Genomic DNA, 17,448 nt, shown 5'->3' on the forward strand with positions numbered 1-17,448 from the left:
GTATTAGGTCCCGGAAACAGAAACGGCGGATGAGCGTTTCCGCCCTCCGCCGCTCATATAGGGTGTCCAACCCTTTGGGCAATCTGTCCCTGCCCACAGGCTGGGGACAAGTTGCGGAACGGCGTATGCTGGGCCCCGGCGCGACGGCCGGGGAGCAGCAGTTTTACGCCTTGGCGGCAGCCTTCTTGGCTTCCTTGTCCGCGGCGCGCGTCTTCTGCACGACGCGATACTTGGCCTTGGCCTTCTCGGCGGCCGGCACGATCTCGGGGATCGTCACGGTGCCACCGGCCTTCTGGACCGCCTCGATCGCGCCCTTCGACGCGCCGGCAACGGTGAAGTTCAGCTTGGCCTTGAGCTCGCCCTTGCCGAGCAGGCGCACGCCGTCCTTGCCGCCACGGGTCAGGCCCGCCGCGTTCAGCTCGGCCTGGGTCAGGTCGGTCGCGGTCAGCTTGCCCGAGTCGATCGCCTTCTGGATCGCGCCCAGGTTCACCTCGGCATAGTCCTTGGCGAAGATGTTGTTGAAGCCGCGCTTCGGGATGCGCATGTGGAGCGGCATCTGACCGCCCTCGAACCCGTTGATCGAGACACCCTCACGGCTCTTCTGACCCTTGACGCCGCGGCCGCCGGTCTTGCCCTTGCCCGAGCCGATGCCGCGGCCGACGCGGATCTTGCGGTGGCGGGCGCCCTGGTTGTCGGTGAGTTCGTTAAGCTTCATGATATGCACTCGCTTTCGCTTTTGTCGCGCGTTGAAAGGAAGCGGGGCCCATAGCGGCGCAGGCCGGACTTGTCACCCCTGTTTTCACCGGACTAGCCAGCATCGGGGCCGGGCCGTAGGAAATCGGGCTTGCCGCCCATCCGGCCGGCAGATCACGGTGCAGGCGATGAAGAGTTTCTGGGCCATTTTGCGTCAGCCCGCCGCACGGATCGTGGTGGCGGCCGCCCTGTCCTTCGTCATCATCTCGTGGATCGCGGTCATCTGGCAGATTCGCGAGGACGCGGCCACCGCCATCCAGTCCGCCTCCCGGGAGAATCGCAGCCGCGTCGTCGCATTCGAGCAATATGTTCGGCGCACGCTCGAACTGGCGGACCTGGCCACCGAGTATCTCGGCGAGCGCTATGGCGGCCGGATCGACCAGGGCGACAGCACCCGGCCCAACCTGATCACCCTGCCTAGCTATTTCCGCCCGATGATCACCGGCGCGGAGATCGCCGATCGCGACGGCAATATCCGCTTCACCACCAAGCCTACCGGCCCGATCAACGTGAAGGACAAGCGGGTGTTTCGCGAGTTGCTGGCGGCCCCAGGCATCGCCCGCGCGATCTCCAATCCCAGCGAAGCGCTCAATTCCAAGGGGGCCGTGCTGCTGATCGCCCGTTCGTGGCGCGATGCGAAGGGGGCGTTCGCCGGCGCCGTGGCGGTCGATATCCCGACCGACCGGTTCGTCGATTTCAACGCCGGCCTGCGCTACCGGCCCGACGACCTGATCTCGATCATCTCGCTGCGCGGCATGACGCTGGCACGCCGTGAGGGCGAAACCGTCAGCTGGGGCCAGGACCTCAAGGGCAAGGAGGTGATGCGGCAGCAGATGGCCCACCCCGATGGCGAATATTGGGGTCCTAGCGCGATCGACGGCAAGCGCCGGCTGTTCAGCCACCAGCGGCTGGCCAGCTACCCGATCTTCGTCACCTCGGGCATTGGCGAGCATGATATCCTCGGCCCGGCACAGCAGCGCGCCCGCTGGTTCCTGGTGCTGGTCAGCGCGCTGACCCTGGTCGTCGGGGCGCTGCTCGCGCTCTATTTCCGCCACGTCCTCAAGCAGCAGCAGGCGCGACGCCGTTTCGACGTGATCCGCGACGAGTTCGCCCACAGCGCGCGGGTCTCGTCGCTGAGCGAGATGGCCGGCGGGCTGGCGCATGAGCTCAACCAGCCCCTGGCCGCCGCATCGAACTTCCTCTCGGTCGGCGAGCTGATGCTGAAGGGCGACGGCAGCCGCGAGGCGGCGCTGCTCCAGGTCCGCCAGGCACGCAGCCAGATCACCCGCGCCGGGGACATCATCCGCCGCATCCGCGACTATCTGGCCAAGGGCAGCGCCGACCTGCGCATCGAAGCGATCGACGATGTGATCAACGATGCCATCGAGCTGGCACGCGGGGCCAAGGTCGCCCCTTCGGCGCGGATCACCTACTCCAGCGCTCAGCCCGCCGCGCGGGCGCTGATCGACCGGGTCCAGATCCAGCAGGTCCTGGTCAACCTGATCCGCAATGCCGAGGAAGCCATGGCCTCGCTCCCGCCCGAGCAGCGCGCGATCCGGATCAGCTGCGCGGTCGCCTCGGACGAGTTCCTGCGCATCTGCGTGGAGGATACCGGCCCCGGCATCCCCGACGCGGTGTTCGGCAAGTTCAACATGCCCTTCATCTCGACCAAGGCCGACAAGGGCCTGGGCATCGGCCTGTCGATCTGCCGCAGCATCATCGAAGTGCATGGCGGCGAGTTCAAGGCGGAGAACCTGACCCGCGGCGCGATGATCTGCTTCACGGTACCGAGGGACCCGACGCTGATGGCGGTTGCCTGAGGCCTAATCATGCCCCGCGTAAGAGGGCACTCAGGCAAAGCATGAACCCAAAGGCAGCGACCAGGGTCGAGGCCAAGATCACGCGCGCCGGAACATTGCCCCTGATCGCACGATGCCCGAGGGCAACGGTGCCCGCGATCAGTAACAGGGGAACAACCAGCAGCGCGACCACGCCATGGTCCAATACCGCACGGACGTAGAGGCCGTAGCTGAACAACTCGCGCAGCCCCGCTGCGAGGAAGATCAGCCACAACAGGCTTCCCAGAGCCGCCAGCAGAAAGGGCTTCATCCGACAACCCTAACCCGCCCCTCCGAGGCGGCAAGCCGTGCCCTTGGGCACACAAAGGAAAAGGGGCGGTAGTTGCCTACCGCCCCTTCTCGATTTTGCTGCGAGATGCGCGAAGGGCTTAGCCCTCGAGCACCTTCACCATGTGCGGCAGCTTGCGGATCATGCCACGGACTTCCGGGCTGTCCTCGAGCTCGCTGACCTTGTGCATCTTGTTGAGGCCCAGGCCGATCAGCGTCGCGCGCTGATCCTTGGTGCGGCGGATCGGCGAACCGATCTGCTGGATCTTGATCTTCGCCATGATCGATTACTCCGCGATAGCCGCAGCGTCCGCCTCGGCGGTCTGCGAACCGCCGCGGCCGAGCAGGTCGGCGATCTTCTTGCCGCGGCGCTGCGCAACGCTCTTCGGCGAGGTCTGCTCGCCGAGCGCTTCGAAGGTGGCGCGGATCATGTTGTAGGGATTCGAAGTGCCGACCGACTTGGTCACCACATCGGCAACACCCAGCGATTCGAAGACGGCGCGCATCGGACCGCCGGCGATGATGCCGGTACCCTGCGGCGCCGAGCGCACATAGACGCGGCCGGCACCGAAGTGGCCAGCACCGTCATGGTGCAGCGTGCGGCCTTCCTTGAGCGGAACGCGCAGCATCTTCTTCTTCGCCGAAGCGGTCGCCTTCGAGATGGCTTCCGGCACTTCGCGCGCCTTGCCATGACCGAAGCCGACACGGCCCTTGCCGTCGCCCACGACGACCAGCGCCGCGAAGCCGAAGCGCTTGCCGCCCTTGACGGTCTTCGAGACGCGGTTGATGTGAACCAGCTTCTCGATCAGCTCCTCGCCACCGTCCTCGGCGTTCTGGCCACGACGGTCGTCGCGACGACCGCGGTTGCCGTCACGGCCGCCACGGCCACGATCACCACCGCCACCGGGGCCGCCACGGCCACGGCCGCGGCCACGGCCCTGCTGCTCCTGGGGAGCACCGGCACCGGCGTCCTGGGCTTCGAAGCCCGCGCCCTCTGCGGGCGCCTGGTTGTTTTCGTCAGCCATTCTCAGAACTCCAGCCCGCTCTCACGAGCGGCATCGGCCAGCGCCTTGACGCGGCCATGATAGAGGAAGCCACCACGGTCGAACACGACCTGGGTGATGCCGGCTGCCTTGGCAGCCTCGGCAACACGCTTGCCGACGTCCTGCGCGGCCTCGATGGTCGCGCCGGTCTTGCCGCGCACGTCCTTGTCGAGGGTGGAGGCAGCCGCGACGGTCTTGCCGGCGGCATCGTCGATCACCTGGGCATAGATATGCTTGCCCGAGCGATGGATCGAAAGACGCGGACGACCACCGGCACGCGCACGAAGCGCAGTACGGTTGCGGCGACGACGCTTCGCGAAAAGCGAGAGACCCTTGGTGCTGATCACTTCTTCTTCCCTTCCTTACGGAAGATGAACTCGCCGTCGTACTTGATGCCCTTGCCCTTGTACGGCTCAGGCTTCCGCCAGCGGCGAATCTCGGCCGCAATCTGGCCGACCTTCTGCTTGTCGATGCCCGAGATCTCGACCGTGGTCTGGTCCGGGGTCTTGATCTCGATGCCTTCCGGCACGTCGATGTTCACGTCGTGCGAATAGCCGAGCTGGAGCTTGAGCACCTTGCCCTGCGCAGCCGCACGGTAACCGACGCCGGTGATCAGCAGCTTCTTCGAGAAGCCGGTGGTCACGCCGGTGACGAGGTTCTGCACCAGGGTACGCTGCATGCCCCAGAAGGCACGGGCGCGCTTGGTGTCGTTCGCCGGCTGCACCGAGATGCCGCCTTCGACGAGCTCATAGCTGATCAGATCAGCCTTCGGGATCGACAGAGTGCCCTTGGGGCCCTTCACCGAGACCTGGTCGCCGTCCAGCGTGGCGGTGACGCCAGCGGGGATGGTGACCGGCTTCTTACCGATGCGGCTCATTAGAACACCTCCGCCAGCACTTCGCCGCCGACATTCTGCTCGCGCGCTTCCGCGTCCGAGAGAACGCCGCGAGGCGTCGAGACGATCGTGATGCCCAGGCCGTTGCGAACGCGGGGAAGCTCCTGGCTGCCCGAGTAGACGCGGCGGCCCGGCTTCGAGATGCGCGCGACGTGCTTGATCGCCGGCTGGCCCTCGAAATACTTCAGCTCGATGCGGATGCCCGCTGCGGGGCCCATCTGCTCTTCGCTGTAGCCACGGATGTAGCCTTCGCGCTGGAGCACATCGAGAACGCGCGCACGCAGCTTGCTCGCCGGCGTAAGGACAGAATCCTTGCGGGCGCGCTGGCCGTTGCGGATGCGGGTGAGCATATCACCCAGGGGATCGGTCACTGCCATCTTCGTGATCCTTACCAGCTCGACTTGGTAACGCCGGGGATGAGGCCCTTGTTGGCCAGATCACGCAGCATCACACGAGCGAGACGGAACTTGCGGTAGTAACCGCGGGGGCGACCGGTGAGCTCGCACCGGTTGCGAATGCGGGTCGGGTTGCCGTTGCGCGGCAGCTCGGCCATCTTGAGACGCGCGATGAGACGCTCGGTCTCATCGAGGCTCTCGTCATTCGCGATCGCCTTCAGCTTCGCATACTTGCCGGCGTACTTCTTCACCAGCAGCTTGCGACGCTCGTTCTTATTCACGGAACTCAGTTTCGCCATGACTTAAGTTCTCTTTCCTTTACGCGGCCTTGGCTTCGCCGTCCGCATCCTGCGGGAACGGGAAACCGAAGAGACGGAGAAGCTCGCGAGCTTCCTCGTCGGTCTTCGCGGTGGTGGTCACGATCACGTCCATGCCGCGGATCTTGTCGACCTTATCGTAGCTGATTTCCGGGAAGATCAGCTGCTCCTTGAGACCGCAGGCATAGTTGCCACGGCCGTCGAACGACTTCGGGTTGAGGCCACGGAAGTCGCGAACGCGCGGCAGCGCGATCGTGATGAAGCGGTCGAGGAACTCGTACATGCGCTCGCGGCGAAGGGTGACCTTCGCGCCGATCGGCATGCCCTCGCGCAGCTTGAACTGCGCGATCGACTTCTTCGCCTTGGTGATCACCGGCTTCTGGCCCGCGATCAGCTCCATTTCAGAAGCGGCCTGATCGACCTTCTTCTTGTCCTGGGTGGCTTCGCCGACGCCCATGTTGAGCACGATCTTCTCGATCTTCGGCACTTCCATGACGTTCTTGTAACCGAACTTCTCGGTCATCGCCTTGGCGATGGTCTCGTCATAGAGCTTGCGCATGCGCGGCGTGTAGGAATCAGCCATTGATGACCTCCCCGGTCTTGACGGCGACGCGAACCTTCTTGCCGTCACGCTCCTCGAAGCGGACGCGCGTCGGCTTGCCGTCCTTGGTCACGTGCGCGACCTTGGAGACCGCCAGCGGCGCTTCCGAACGCTCCAGGCCACCCTGCGGGTTGGTCTGGCTCGGCTTGCGGTGACGCACGGCGACGTTCACGCCCGACACGACAACCTTGCCCTCCTTGGGGAGAGCCTTGACGACTTCGCCGGTACGGCCCTTGTCCTTGCCGGACAGTACGACGACCTGGTCGCCCTTCTTGATCTTGGCAGCAGCCATCACAGCACCTCGGGGGCGAGCGAAATGATCTTCATGAAGCCCTTCGAGCGCAGCTCGCGGACCACCGGGCCAAAGATACGGGTGCCGATCGGCTCCTCGTTCTTGTTGACCAGGACGGCAGCATTGCCGTCGAAGCGAATGACCGAGCCATCGGCGCGGCGGACGTCCTTGGCGGTGCGGACGATGACGGCGCGGTGCACGTCACCCTTCTTCACCTTACCGCGGGGAGCAGCTTCCTTGATGCTGACGACGATGACGTCGCCCACGGAGGCGAAGCGACGCTTCGATCCGCCCAGCACCTTGATGCACTGCACCCGCTTCGCGCCGCTGTTGTCAGCGACGTCGAGATTGGACTGCATCTGGATCATCGATCCGGTTCCTTCTCGTTTGGCCTTCCGGGACCTGCCCGGGGGTTCCAGTTAAAAAGATTAGGCGGCGGCGTCCGACTTGGTCGGGGTCGCGTGGGTGTTCACCCGCTCGATCACCTTCCAGGTCTTCAGCTTGGAGATCGGCGCAGTCTCTTCGATGCGCACGGTCTCGCCGGCCTTGTACTCGTTGCCCTCGTCATGGGCATGATACTTCTTCGAGCGACGGATGATCTTGCCGTAGAGCGGGTGCTTCACCTTACGCTCCACGAGCACGACGACCGTCTTGTCGCCCTTGTCGGAAACCACGTTCCCGGTCAGCACGCGCTTCGGCATGGTCTCGTTCCTTACTTCGCAGCCGAGCGCGAGCGCTCGTTCTGCAGCGTCTTGATGCGGGCGATGTCACGACGGACCTCGCGAACGCGGCTCGGCTTCTCGAGCTGGCTGGTCGCGGCCTGGAAGCGGAGGTTGAACGCCTCGCGCTTCAGGTTGCCGAGCTCTTCGCTCAGCTGGTCTTCGGTCTTCGCACGAAGATCGGTAGCCTTGGTCATTCTATCAACCCTCCAGGTGCGAGGTATCGCCGAGGCGAGCCACGACCTTGACCTTGATCGGCAGCTTCATCGCCGCGCGCTCGAAAGCTTCAGCAGCGAGCGGACCCGGCACGCCGTCCAGCTCGAACAGGATACGGCCCGGCTTGACGCGGGCGACCCAGAACTCCGGCGAACCCTTGCCCGAGCCCATGCGGACTTCGGCGGGCTTGGACGACACGGGGACGTCCGGGAAGATGCGGATCCAGAGACGGCCCTGGCGCTTGATGTGACGGGTGATCGCGCGGCGAGCCGCTTCGATCTGGCGGGCGGTGATCCGCTCCGGCTCCATCGCCTTCAGGCCATACGACCCGAAGTTCAGCGCAGTGCCACCCTTGGCGTCGCCATGGATGCGGCCCTTGAAGGCCTTGCGGAACTTGGTGCGCTTCGGTTGCAGCATTGTTCTGTCCTACCCTTAGCGACGGTGGTCGTCGCGCGCCGGGCGAACGCCCGTCGTCTGCGACTCCAGGTTGAGGCGATCGGTCGCCATCGGATCGTGGCCGAGGATCTCGCCCTTGAAGATCCACACCTTCACGCCGCAGACGCCATAGGCGGTGTGCGCTTCGGCAGTGGCGTGATCGATGTTCGCGCGCAGCGTGTGCAGCGGAACGCGACCTTCGCGATACCATTCCGAACGGGCGATCTCGGCGCCGCCGAGACGGCCACCGCAGTTGATCCGGATGCCTTCGGCACCGAGGCGCATGGCCGACTGCACCGCACGCTTCATGGCGCGGCGGAAGGCGATACGACGCTCGAGCTGGTCAGCGATGCCCTGGGCGACGAGCTTGGCGTCGACTTCCGGCTTGCGGATCTCGACGATGTTCAGGCTCACGTCGCTCGAGGTCATCGAGGACAGCGTCTTGCGCAGCTTCTCGATGTCCGAGCCCTTCTTGCCGATGATGACACCGGGACGGGCAGCGTAGATCGAAACGCGGCACAGCTTGGCCGGACGCTCGATCACCACCTTCGAGATTGCGGCCTGGGGCAGCGTCTCGAGGATGTACTTGCGGATCTTGAGGTCCTCCATGAGAAGGCGGCCGTAATCGGCGCCTTCGGCGAACCAGCGGCTGTCCCAGGTACGGTTGACCTGGAGGCGGAGGCCGATCGGGTTGCTCTTGTGACCCATTATGCTTCTTCCTGCTCGCGGACGACGATGCGAAGACGGCTGAACGGCTTCAGGATGCGGGTGGACTTGCCACGGCCGCGGGTCGCGAAGCGCTTCATCGTGATCGACTTGCCGACCGAAGCCTCGGCGACGACGAGCGCGTCGACGTCGAGGTTATGGTTGTTTTCCGCGTTGGCGATCGCCGAGGCGAGAACCTTGCGGGCGTCCACTGCCATCGCCTTGGTCGAGAACTGAAGGATGTTCAGCGCGTCCTCGGCCTTCTTGCCGCGGATGAGACCGGCGACGAGGTTCAGCTTCTGGGCCGAACCGCGGATCTGCGTGGCGACGGCAAGGGCTTCCTTGTCACCGACCTTGCGGGGAGCCTGGGGCTTCGACATTAGCGCTTACCCTTCTTGTCGGCGGCGTGGCCCGGGAAGTACCGGGTCGGCGCGAACTCGCCGAGCTTCATGCCAACCATGTCCTCGTTGACCGAGACCGGCACGAACTTGCGGCCATTGTAGACGTTGAACGTCAGGCCGACGAAATCCGGCAGGATCGTCGAGCGGCGCGACCAGGTCTTGATCGGACCGGCGCGGGTGCCCTGCTCCTGCGCGGTCTGCGCCTTCTTGAGCAGGTGGAGGTCCACGAACGGACCCTTCCAAACGGAGCGAGCCATGGGTTAGCCCTTCTTCTTCGCGTGACGGCTGCGGATGATCATCTTGTCCGTCGCCTTGTTGTGGCGGGTGCGCGCACCCTTGGTCGGCTTGCCCCACGGGGTGACCGGATGACGGCCGCCCGAGGTCCGGCCTTCACCACCGCCGTGCGGGTGGTCGACCGGGTTCTTCGCAACACCGCGGGTCAGCGGGCGGATGCCCTTCCAGCGGTTACGGCCAGCCTTGCCGAGGTTGGTGTTCTGGTTGTCCGGGTTGGACACCGCACCAACGGTCGCCATGCAGTTGCCGTGGATGTAGCGCTGCTCGCCCGAGTTCAGGCGAACGATGACCATGCCGCGGTCACGACCGACGACCTGGACATAGGTGCCTGCCGAACGGGCGATCTGGCCACCCTTGCCCGGCTTCATCTCCACGTTGTGGACGATGGTGCCGACCGGCATCTGGCCCAGCTCCATGGCGTTGCCCGGCTTCACGTCGGTCTTCTTGCCGGCGATCACCTTGTCGCCAACGGCGAGGCGCTGCGGCGCGATGATGTAGGCGACGCGATCCTTGCCGGCTTCGTCGGCGCCGTAGTTCACGAGCGCGATGAAGGCGGTGCGGTTCGGGTCATACTCGATCCGCTCGACAGTGCCCTCGACGTCCCACAGGCGGCGCTTGAAATCGATGATACGATAGCGCTGCTTGTGGCCGCCCGCGATGCCGCGCGAGGTCACATGGCCCTTGTTGTTGCGGCCGCCGGTCTTGGTCTTGCCCTCGGTCAGAGCCTTGACCGGACGACCCTTGTACAGGGCCGAACGGTCGATCAGGATCAGGCCGCGGACGCCAGGCGACGTCGGATTGTAATTCTTGAGTGCCATTACGAATTGACCCCCGAGGTCACGTCGATCTGCTCACCGTCGGCGAGGGTCACGATAGCCTTCTTGATGTCCGAGCGCTGGTAGGGCGCACCCTTCCACTTCTTGGTCTTGCCCTTCTGGACGATCGTGTTGACGCCAGTCACCTTGACCTTCCAGATCGCCTCGACGGCGGCCTTGATCTCGGGCTTGGTGGCGTCGCCGGCGACCTTGAACACAACGGCGTTGTGCTCGGAGACCAGGGTCGACTTCTCGGTGATGTGCGGCGCGACAATCACGTCATAGTGACGGTTGTCGATCGCGGCTGCCTGCTTCTTAGCCATTGAAGCGCGCCTCCAGCTTCTCGACGGCAGCGCGGGTCAGGACCAGCGTGTCGTGCTTCAGGATGTCATAGACGTTGGCGCCGACCGCCGGGAGGACGTTGACGCCCACCAGGTTGCGGGCCGCGAGGAAGCCGTTGCCGGCCTCGCCGTCGATCACCAGCGCGGTCTTGCCGGTGCCGAGCTTGGCGAACTGCGCCTTGAGCTCTGCGGTCTTGGCGGTGCCGAAGGCGTCGAGGACGACCAGCGAACCTGCCTTGGCATGGCTGCTGAGCGCCATCTTCAGGCCGAGCGCGCGGATCTTCTTGTTCAGCGACGGATTGAAGTCGCGAACGCGGGCGCCGTGCGCCTTACCACCGCCGATGAACACCGGAGCGCGGCGATCGCCGTGACGGGCGGTACCGCCGCCCTTCTGGCGACCGAACTTCTTGCCCGAGCGGGCGACGTCAGCACGCTCGCGAGTGCCGCGCGCGGTGGCGCGACGCTTCTCGAGCTGCCAGGTGACGACGCGGTGCAGGATGTCGGCGCGCGGCTCGACACCGAAGACGGTGTCGTTGAGCTCGATGTCGCCCGATGCCTTGGCGTCGAGGGTTTGAACCTTGACCTTCACTTAGCCCTCCTGGCCTTCGGTCGCCTCAGGAGCCTCGGTCACTTCGGCCGGAGTCTCCGCGGGGGCGGTGTCGTTGTTGTTGGCGACCGACTTGATGCCGGCCGGGAACGGCGCTTCGGCAGGACGGGCGACCTTGACGGCGTCCTTGACGAACAGCCAGCCACCCTTCGAGCCAGGGACCGAGCCCTTGACGAAGATCAGGCCGCGCTCGACGTCGGTGCCGACGATCTCGAGATTCTGCTGGGTGCGGAACTTGTCACCCATGTGGCCGGCCATCTTCTTGTTCTTGAAGACCTTGCCCGGATCCTGGCGCTGACCGGTCGAACCGAGCGAGCGGTGCGAGACCGAGACGCCGTGGGTGGCGCGCAGACCGCCGAAGCCCCAACGCTTCATGCCGCCGGCGAAGCCCTTGCCCTGGGTCTTGCCCTGGATGTCGACGAACTGGCCGGCGACATAGTGGTCGGCCGAGATCTCGGCGCCCACTTCGAGCAGGCCGTCCGCGTCGACGCGGAACTCATGGACGACAGCCTTGGGCTCGACTTCGGCCTTGCCGAAGTGGCCGCGCTGCGGCTTGGCGACATTCTTGCTCTTCGCCGTGCCGGCGCCGAGCTGGACGGCAGTGTAACCGTCACGATCCTTTTCGCGGACGGAGACGACCTGAACGCCTTCGAGGGCCAGGACGGTGACGGGCACGTGGCGGCCGTCGTCCTGGAACAGGCGGGTCATCCCCAACTTCTTCGCGATCACGCCAGTGCGCATGACCAGTTGCTCCTATGCATAGGCACCCGAGGGGGAATTCCCACGGGTGCGTGCTTCAGCCCGAAAATATGATGCGAGCCCCCGTCCGGGCTGAACCCCCTCCCGAAGGAAGAGGCGACGGGGGACGCAGGCCCGGTTCTCCGAAGAGGCCGGCGGTATCCCTATCGCGATGCGAGTGCGCCCGTGGCGCCCTCCGGTTCCTTGCGTTGGATCAGATCGACCCGGTGGAGGAACCTGGCGAATCCCCCTCAGGGGAATCGCGAATCTCGTGTGGAGGCGCGCCTTTACGTCAGCAGCGCTTCCCTGTCCACCCCCTCACCTGCATTCCTGCGAAGGATGCGGCGGGACGTGAAAAGACCCCCGCTTTCGCAGGGGTCTCTGACTGGCTCAGGCCAGCTTGATCTCGACGTCGACGCCGGCGGCGAGGTCGAGCTTCATCAGCGCGTCCACGGTCTGCGGGGTCGGCTGCACGATGTCGAGCATGCGCTTGTAGGTGCGCACTTCGAACTGCTCGCGCGACTTCTTGTCGATGTGCGGGCCACGGTTGACCGTGAACTTCTCGATCTTCGTCGGAAGCGGGATCGGGCCACGGATGAGAGCGCCGGTACGGCGGGCAGTGTCGGCGATGTCGCCGGTCGCCTGGTCGAGCACTCGATGATCGAACGCCTTCAGGCGAATACGGATATTCTGCGTTTCCATGTCCCTACCAATGCGAAAGAGCGGGCCCCGCTGAACGAGGCTCTTGCTGTATGTGTGAACCGAAGGCGCGGCCCCTACAGGCAGAGGCGATTCGGGTCAAGGGGCGCGGCGGATTTTGATCGCCTGCGATGCCCCGCCCTCGCCGGCCAGGCCCGCGTCATGCCCCGGTAACGCAGCTCGGCAACAAGCCCGGATGGGCGCGCGTGCCCTGCGCCTTTGTGTCGTAGGGGAAAGAGATGCTTAGGAGAACCTCTGCCGTCACGCTGGCAGCCCTGCTGCTCGCTTCGTGCAACACCAGCCCATCGGCGATCACCGCTACCGGCTCCGCCACCGTATTCCCGTTCACCAGGGCCGTCGGCGAGGCGTTCGTCAAGAAGGACAAGAAGCAGCCGATGCCGGAGATCGCCGCGGTGGGCACCGGCGAGGGCGCGCGGGCCTTCTGCAAGCCGGTGAACGGCAAGGCGCCCGACCTGCTCGACGCGTCGCGCCGCATGACCCGCGTCGAATTCAACGCCTGCAACGCGGCCGGCGCCGGCGACATCCTCGAGATCCGGATCGGCCTCGACGGCCTCGCGCTGGCGGGATCGGTGCAGGGGCCGAAGCTGGAGCTGACCAGCCAGGACATCTATCTGGCGCTCGCGGCCAATCCGCGCGGCAAGCCCAATACCGCCAGGACCTGGCACGATGTAAATGCCGGGCTGCCCGCCATTCCGATCCTGGTACTGGGTCACCCGAAGGGCAGCGGCACGCGCGAGATGTTCGAGGCATTGATCCTGCGCGTCGGCTGCCTGGCGGCGATGCCCCAGGCGAGCGAGCTGCTGAAGAGCCCCGACCCTTCGCAGTTCGACGTCGCCTGCCAGCGCGTGCGCACCGATGGCGCCTATGTCGACAAGGGCGAGGACGATGCCGAGATCGTCTCCGCGCTCAAGCAGAACCCGAACGCCCTCGGCCTGTTCGGCTATGCCCGGCTGGAGCAGAACGCCGCCGCGCTGCGCGGCGTGCCGATCGACGGGATCACACCGGACGCCAAGACCATCTCCGGCGGCCAGTATCCCGGTGCCCGCACGCTGTTCCTCTATGTCCGCAAGGCGCGCCTCAAGGAACTGCCGGCACTCAAGGACTTCCTGAAGCTCTATCTGCAGATGGCAGCGCCGGGCGGCCCGCTGACCGCGATCGGTCTGGTCGCCCTGCCGGACGGCACGCGCAAGAAGGCAGCCGAAGCGCTGGAGAACGAGTATCCGCTGGAGGCGAGCGAGCTCTCCTGAGGCAGGTAGGTGTGCCCCTTCCTGCGCGGGAGGGGTGCACAAAGGGCCGGTATGCAGGAGGCAACCTACGCGGAGCGCCCCACCCTTTCTGCTCCGTCATCCCCGCGAAGGCGGGGATGACGCCGGACCGTAGCATCAGCTCGCCGGCTTCTCGCCATCCAACCTCCAGTTCCCCGGCGAAGGCCGGGGCCCAGCTGCAATGTCGATCGCGAGGCTCCCGCGCCATCGATAGTGCGCCGATCCTGGGCCCCGGCCTTCGCCGGGGAACTGCGGGGCTCAAGGCACCCACCAGCCTTTCCTTGCACGCGATACCCAAACGAAAAGGCCCGGCCTCCTTTCGGAGACCGGGCCCTTCGAACTCTACCCTAAAGGGTGAAGCTTACTTCTGGATCTCGGCAACGACGCCTGCACCCACGGTGCGGCCGCCTTCGCGGATCGTGAAGCGCTGACCGACGTCCATAGCGATCGGAGCGATCAGCTTGATGCCGAGAGCGACGTTGTCGCCCGGCATCACCATCTCGGTGCCTTCCGGCAGCTCGATCGTGCCGGTCACGTCCGTGGTACGGAAGTAGAACTGCGGACGATAGTTGGCGAAGAACGGCGTGTGACGGCCACCTTCGTCCTTCGACAGCACGTACACTTCCGACTTGAAGTCGGTGTGCGGCTTGATCGAACCCGGCTTGGCCAGAACCTGGCCACGCTCGACTTCGTCACGGCCGACGCCGCGGATCAGCGCGCCGATGTTGTCGCCTGCACGACCTTCGTCGAGCAGCTTGCGGAACATTTCCACGCCGGTGACGGTGGTCTTGCGGACCGACTCCTGGATGCCGACGATCTCGACTTCCTCACCAACCTTGACGATGCCGGTCTCGACGCGGCCGGTCACCACGGTGCCGCGGCCCGAGATCGAGAACACGTCTTCGATCGGCATCATGAACGGCTGATCGACCGGACGCTCCGGCTGCGGGATCGACTCGTCGACGGCGGCCATGAGAGCCAGGATCGCGTCCTTGCCGAGCTTGTCGTCCGAGCCCGAGAGAGCGGCGGTAGCCGAACCACGGATGATCGGAATGTTGTCGCCGTCGAACTCACGACGGGACAGCTCTTCGCGGATTTCCATCTCGACGAGCTCGAGGATTTCCTCGTCCTCGACCAGGTCGACCTTGTTCAGGAAGACGACCATGGTCGGCACGCCGACCTGGCGAGCGAGCAGGATGTGCTCCTTGGTCTGCGGCATCGGGCCGTCGGTGGCGGCGACCACGAGGATCGCACCGTCCATCTGCGCGGCGCCGGTGATCATGTTCTTCACATAGTCGGCGTGGCCCGGGCAATCGACGTGCGCATAGTGACGCTTGTCGGTCTCGTACTCGACGTGCGCGGTCGAGATGGTGATGCCGCGCTCGCGCTCTTCCGGAGCCTTGTCGATGTTGGCGAAGTCGACGGCGGCGTTACCCGCAACGTTCTCTGCCAGGACCTTGGTGATAGCGGCCGTCAGCGAGGTCTTGCCGTGGTCGACGTGACCGATGGTGCCGATGTTGAGGTGCGGCTTGTTCCGCTCAAACTTTGCCTTCGCCATTGTTTTCCTACCTTCTGATCTCTGATTCCGCGCCGCCAGGGGATTCGCCGGAAGGCGGCCCCATAGCGGCTGTTTTCAAGTTACGCCAGCCCAAGCGCTAAGCGCGTCAGGCGAGCTTCGCCTTCACTTCGTCTGCCACGTTCGGCGGCACTTCGTCATAGTGCGAGAACTGCATCGAGTACTGCGCACGACCCTGGGTGAACGAGCGGAGCTGGTTCACGTAACCGAACATGTTCGCCAGCGGCACCATGGCATCGACGGTCTGCGCGTTGCCGCGGCTGTCGGTGCCCTGGATCTGACCACGGCGGCTGTTGATGTCGCCGATGACGTCGCCGAGATAGTCCTCGGGGGTCACGACTTCCACCTTCATCACCGGCTCGAGCAGCTTGATGCCGGACTTCTGGGCCGCTTCGCGCATTGCGGCGCGGGCGGTGATTTCGAAGGCCAGCGCCGACGAGTCGACGTCGTGGTACGCACCGTCATAGAGCAGCACTTCGAAGTCGATGATCGGGAAGCCGACCAGCGAACCCGTCTCGGCGGTCTCGCGGAAGCCCTTCTCGATCGCCGGGATGTACTCCTTCGGGATGTTGCCGCCCTTGACTTCGTCCTTGAAGACGAAGCCCGAACCGCGCTCGCCCGGAGTCAGCTTGACCTTGACGCGGCCGAACTGACCGGTGCCGCCCGACTGCTTCTTGTGCGTGTAGTCGATGTCCACCGGCTTCGCGAGATACTCGCGATACGCCACCTGCGGCGCGCCGACATTCGCCTCGACCTTGAACTCGCGCTTCATGCGGTCGACCAGGATCTCGAGATGGAGCTCGCCCATGCCCTTGATGATGGTCTGGCCCGACTCGTGGTCGGTCGAAACGCGGAACGAGGGATCCTCGGCGGCCAGACGGTTCAGGGCGAGGCCCATCTTCTCCTGGTCGGCCTTGGTCTTCGGCTCCACCGACAGCTCGATAACCGGCTCCGGGAACTCCATGCGCTCCAGGATGATCGGGTTCGCGGTGTCGCACAGCGTATCGCCGGTCGTGGTCTCCTTGAGGCCCGCGATCGCGACGATGTCGCCAGCGCGTGCTTCATCGATGTCCTCACGCGAGTTCGCGTGCATTAGGAGCATACGGCCGATCTTCTCCTTCTTGTCCTTCACCGAGTTCAGATACTGACCCTTGGTGAGGGTGCCCGAGTAGATGCGGGCGAAGGTGAGCGAGCCGACGAACGGATCGTTCATGATCTTGAACGCGAGCAGCGAAAGCGGCGCGGTGTCCGAGGCCGGACGCGAATCCGGGGTCTCGCCGTCGAGCTTCACGCCCTGCACGTCGGGAATGTCCAGCGGCGAAGGCAGATAGTCGACAACGGCGTCGAGCAGGGGCTGCACGCCCTTGTTCTTGAACGCCGAACCGCAGACGATCGGCACGAACGACATGGCAAGCGTACCCTTGCGGATCAGCTTCTTCAGGTCGGCGACCGAAGGCTCGTTGCCCTCGAGATACGCTTCCATCAGGGCGTCGTCCTGCTCGACGGCCATCTCGATCAGGTCGCTGCGATACTTGGCGGCCTTTTCCTTCAGGTCATCGGGGATGTCCTGATATTCGAACTTCGCGCCCAGGCTCTCTTCGAGCCAGATGATCGCGCGGTTCTCGACCAGGTCCACCAGGCCCTTGAAGCCGCCCTCGATGCCGATCGGCAGATACAGCACGGCCGGACGCGCGCCCAGGCGCTCGACGATCGAGTCGACGCAGAAATAGAAGTTCGCACCGGTGCGATCGAGCTTGTTGACGAAGCACATGCGCGGCACGCCGTACTTGTCGGCCTGGCGCCACACGGTTTCCGACTGCGGCTCAACGCCGGCAACGCCGTCGAAGCACGCCACGGCACCGTCGAGCACGCGGAGCGAACGCTCGACTTCGATGGTGAAGTCGACGTGGCCCGGGGTGTCGATGATGTTGATCAGGTGCTCTTCACCCTTGCCCTCTTCCGCGCGCCACTTGCAGGTGGTCGCAGCCGAGGTGATCGTGATGCCACGCTCCTGCTCCTGCTCCATCCAGTCCATCGTCGCGGTGCCTTCGTGCACTTCGCCGATCTTGTAGGACTTGCCGGTGTAGTAGAGGATGCGCTCGGTCGTCGTCGTCTTGCCGGCGTCGATGTGCGCCATGATGCCGATATTGCGGTAACGCTCGAGCGGATGGCTGCGGGCCATGACCTGGTTTCC

Annotated in this window: 26 protein-coding genes; 2 read left to right on the plus strand and 24 right to left on the minus strand. The window is 65.1% G+C overall.

Features of this window, described 5'->3' with window-relative positions:
• Positions 1-163: 163 nt before the first annotated feature.
• Positions 164-715, minus strand: a complete 552-nt coding sequence (gene rplO, locus AC1RJ5_RS07575; protein ID WP_184169849.1) for a 50S ribosomal protein L15 — start codon at positions 713-715, stop codon at positions 164-166.
• Between the two features lie 166 nt (positions 716-881).
• Between rplO and AC1RJ5_RS07580 the strand changes: the two genes are divergently transcribed.
• Entirely contained in the window at positions 882-2,573 is a 1,692-nt protein-coding gene (locus tag AC1RJ5_RS07580) for an ATP-binding protein (RefSeq protein WP_269574430.1), read from the plus strand.
• Positions 2,574-2,580: 7 nt separating this feature from the next.
• Here the strand turns inward: AC1RJ5_RS07580 and AC1RJ5_RS07585 are convergent, their stop codons facing one another.
• The 21 genes from AC1RJ5_RS07585 to rpsJ all read right to left on the minus strand — a co-directional run bounded on the left by AC1RJ5_RS07585 (position 2,581) and on the right by rpsJ (position 12,395).
• Positions 2,581-2,862 carry a hypothetical protein gene (locus AC1RJ5_RS07585; protein WP_493112578.1) on the minus strand — a complete coding sequence of 94 codons (282 nt, stop codon included), beginning with the start codon at positions 2,860-2,862 and terminating at the stop codon, positions 2,581-2,583.
• 118 nt (positions 2,863-2,980) lie between these two features.
• A complete protein-coding gene (gene rpmD / locus AC1RJ5_RS07590) occupies positions 2,981-3,160 on the minus strand; it encodes a 50S ribosomal protein L30 (protein ID WP_044333362.1) in 180 nt (59 codons plus the stop codon).
• Between the two features lie 6 nt (positions 3,161-3,166).
• Positions 3,167-3,904 (minus strand): 30S ribosomal protein S5, encoded by a 738-nt coding sequence (rpsE, locus tag AC1RJ5_RS07595; RefSeq protein ID WP_269574428.1) that lies wholly within the window; start codon positions 3,902-3,904, stop codon positions 3,167-3,169.
• Positions 3,905-3,906: 2 nt separating this feature from the next.
• Entirely contained in the window at positions 3,907-4,266 is a 360-nt protein-coding gene (rplR, locus tag AC1RJ5_RS07600; protein ID WP_184170695.1) for a 50S ribosomal protein L18, read from the minus strand.
• A complete protein-coding gene (rplF, locus tag AC1RJ5_RS07605) occupies positions 4,266-4,799 on the minus strand; it encodes a 50S ribosomal protein L6 (RefSeq protein ID WP_184169861.1) in 534 nt (177 codons plus the stop codon). Before rplF ends, rplR begins: the two co-directional genes overlap by 1 nt.
• The gene (rpsH, locus tag AC1RJ5_RS07610; protein WP_086128654.1) at positions 4,799-5,194 is read right to left on the minus strand and encodes a 30S ribosomal protein S8; all 396 of its coding nucleotides are present in this window, start codon (positions 5,192-5,194) and stop codon (positions 4,799-4,801) included. The genes rplF and rpsH overlap by 1 nt, the downstream gene beginning before the upstream one ends.
• Positions 5,195-5,205: 11 nt before the next feature.
• On the minus strand, positions 5,206-5,511 hold the full coding sequence (rpsN, locus tag AC1RJ5_RS07615; RefSeq protein ID WP_137861460.1) for a 30S ribosomal protein S14: 306 nt from the start codon (positions 5,509-5,511) through the stop codon (positions 5,206-5,208).
• A gap of 19 nt (positions 5,512-5,530) precedes the next feature.
• Positions 5,531-6,112: a 50S ribosomal protein L5 gene (gene rplE / locus AC1RJ5_RS07620; RefSeq protein WP_184169864.1), complete on the minus strand. Its 582-nt coding sequence runs from the start codon at positions 6,110-6,112 to the stop codon at positions 5,531-5,533.
• Positions 6,105-6,422: a 50S ribosomal protein L24 gene (gene rplX / locus AC1RJ5_RS07625; protein WP_269574427.1), complete on the minus strand. Its 318-nt coding sequence runs from the start codon at positions 6,420-6,422 to the stop codon at positions 6,105-6,107. Before rplX ends, rplE begins: the two co-directional genes overlap by 8 nt.
• Positions 6,422-6,790 carry a 50S ribosomal protein L14 gene (gene rplN, locus AC1RJ5_RS07630; RefSeq protein ID WP_086128650.1) on the minus strand — a complete coding sequence of 123 codons (369 nt, stop codon included), beginning with the start codon at positions 6,788-6,790 and terminating at the stop codon, positions 6,422-6,424. Before rplN ends, rplX begins: the two co-directional genes overlap by 1 nt.
• Before the next feature lie 60 nt (positions 6,791-6,850).
• Positions 6,851-7,123 carry a 30S ribosomal protein S17 gene (gene rpsQ / locus AC1RJ5_RS07635; protein WP_086128649.1) on the minus strand — a complete coding sequence of 91 codons (273 nt, stop codon included), beginning with the start codon at positions 7,121-7,123 and terminating at the stop codon, positions 6,851-6,853.
• A gap of 11 nt (positions 7,124-7,134) precedes the next feature.
• Positions 7,135-7,338, minus strand: a complete 204-nt coding sequence (gene rpmC, locus AC1RJ5_RS07640; RefSeq protein WP_086128648.1) for a 50S ribosomal protein L29 — start codon at positions 7,336-7,338, stop codon at positions 7,135-7,137.
• A 4-nt stretch (positions 7,339-7,342) separates the two neighbouring features.
• Complete coding sequence (gene rplP / locus AC1RJ5_RS07645) at positions 7,343-7,774, minus strand: 50S ribosomal protein L16 (RefSeq protein ID WP_086128647.1); 432 nt, start codon at positions 7,772-7,774, stop codon at positions 7,343-7,345.
• 15 nt (positions 7,775-7,789) lie between these two features.
• Positions 7,790-8,500 carry a 30S ribosomal protein S3 gene (gene rpsC / locus AC1RJ5_RS07650; RefSeq protein WP_269574426.1) on the minus strand — a complete coding sequence of 237 codons (711 nt, stop codon included), beginning with the start codon at positions 8,498-8,500 and terminating at the stop codon, positions 7,790-7,792.
• On the minus strand, positions 8,500-8,877 hold the full coding sequence (gene rplV / locus AC1RJ5_RS07655) for a 50S ribosomal protein L22 (protein WP_184169872.1): 378 nt from the start codon (positions 8,875-8,877) through the stop codon (positions 8,500-8,502). Before rplV ends, rpsC begins: the two co-directional genes overlap by 1 nt.
• Positions 8,877-9,155 (minus strand): 30S ribosomal protein S19, encoded by a 279-nt coding sequence (rpsS, locus tag AC1RJ5_RS07660; protein WP_269574425.1) that lies wholly within the window; start codon positions 9,153-9,155, stop codon positions 8,877-8,879. Before rpsS ends, rplV begins: the two co-directional genes overlap by 1 nt.
• 3 nt (positions 9,156-9,158) lie before the next feature.
• Positions 9,159-10,010 carry a 50S ribosomal protein L2 gene (gene rplB / locus AC1RJ5_RS07665; protein WP_269574424.1) on the minus strand — a complete coding sequence of 284 codons (852 nt, stop codon included), beginning with the start codon at positions 10,008-10,010 and terminating at the stop codon, positions 9,159-9,161.
• Positions 10,010-10,330 carry a 50S ribosomal protein L23 gene (locus tag AC1RJ5_RS07670; protein ID WP_184169878.1) on the minus strand — a complete coding sequence of 107 codons (321 nt, stop codon included), beginning with the start codon at positions 10,328-10,330 and terminating at the stop codon, positions 10,010-10,012. The genes rplB and AC1RJ5_RS07670 overlap by 1 nt, the downstream gene beginning before the upstream one ends.
• Positions 10,323-10,937 carry a 50S ribosomal protein L4 gene (gene rplD, locus AC1RJ5_RS07675; RefSeq protein ID WP_184169881.1) on the minus strand — a complete coding sequence of 205 codons (615 nt, stop codon included), beginning with the start codon at positions 10,935-10,937 and terminating at the stop codon, positions 10,323-10,325. Before rplD ends, AC1RJ5_RS07670 begins: the two co-directional genes overlap by 8 nt.
• A complete protein-coding gene (gene rplC, locus AC1RJ5_RS07680; RefSeq protein WP_184169884.1) occupies positions 10,938-11,696 on the minus strand; it encodes a 50S ribosomal protein L3 in 759 nt (252 codons plus the stop codon).
• A gap of 387 nt (positions 11,697-12,083) precedes the next feature.
• Positions 12,084-12,395 carry a 30S ribosomal protein S10 gene (gene rpsJ, locus AC1RJ5_RS07685; protein WP_029936463.1) on the minus strand — a complete coding sequence of 104 codons (312 nt, stop codon included), beginning with the start codon at positions 12,393-12,395 and terminating at the stop codon, positions 12,084-12,086.
• Between the two features lie 236 nt (positions 12,396-12,631).
• Between rpsJ and AC1RJ5_RS07690 the strand changes: the two genes are divergently transcribed.
• A complete protein-coding gene (locus tag AC1RJ5_RS07690; RefSeq protein ID WP_493112585.1) occupies positions 12,632-13,660 on the plus strand; it encodes a substrate-binding domain-containing protein in 1,029 nt (342 codons plus the stop codon).
• 379 nt (positions 13,661-14,039) lie between these two features.
• Here AC1RJ5_RS07690 and tuf read toward each other — a convergent pair whose 3' ends face one another.
• The gene (tuf, locus tag AC1RJ5_RS07695) at positions 14,040-15,236 is read right to left on the minus strand and encodes an elongation factor Tu (protein ID WP_269574422.1); all 1,197 of its coding nucleotides are present in this window, start codon (positions 15,234-15,236) and stop codon (positions 14,040-14,042) included.
• Between the two features lie 106 nt (positions 15,237-15,342).
• The gene (gene fusA / locus AC1RJ5_RS07700) at positions 15,343-17,436 is read right to left on the minus strand and encodes an elongation factor G (RefSeq protein WP_269574421.1); all 2,094 of its coding nucleotides are present in this window, start codon (positions 17,434-17,436) and stop codon (positions 15,343-15,345) included.
• Between the last annotated feature and the right edge of the window lie 12 nt (positions 17,437-17,448).

It is taken from the genome of Sphingomonas sp. GW822-FHT03G08 (genome assembly GCF_058801135.1).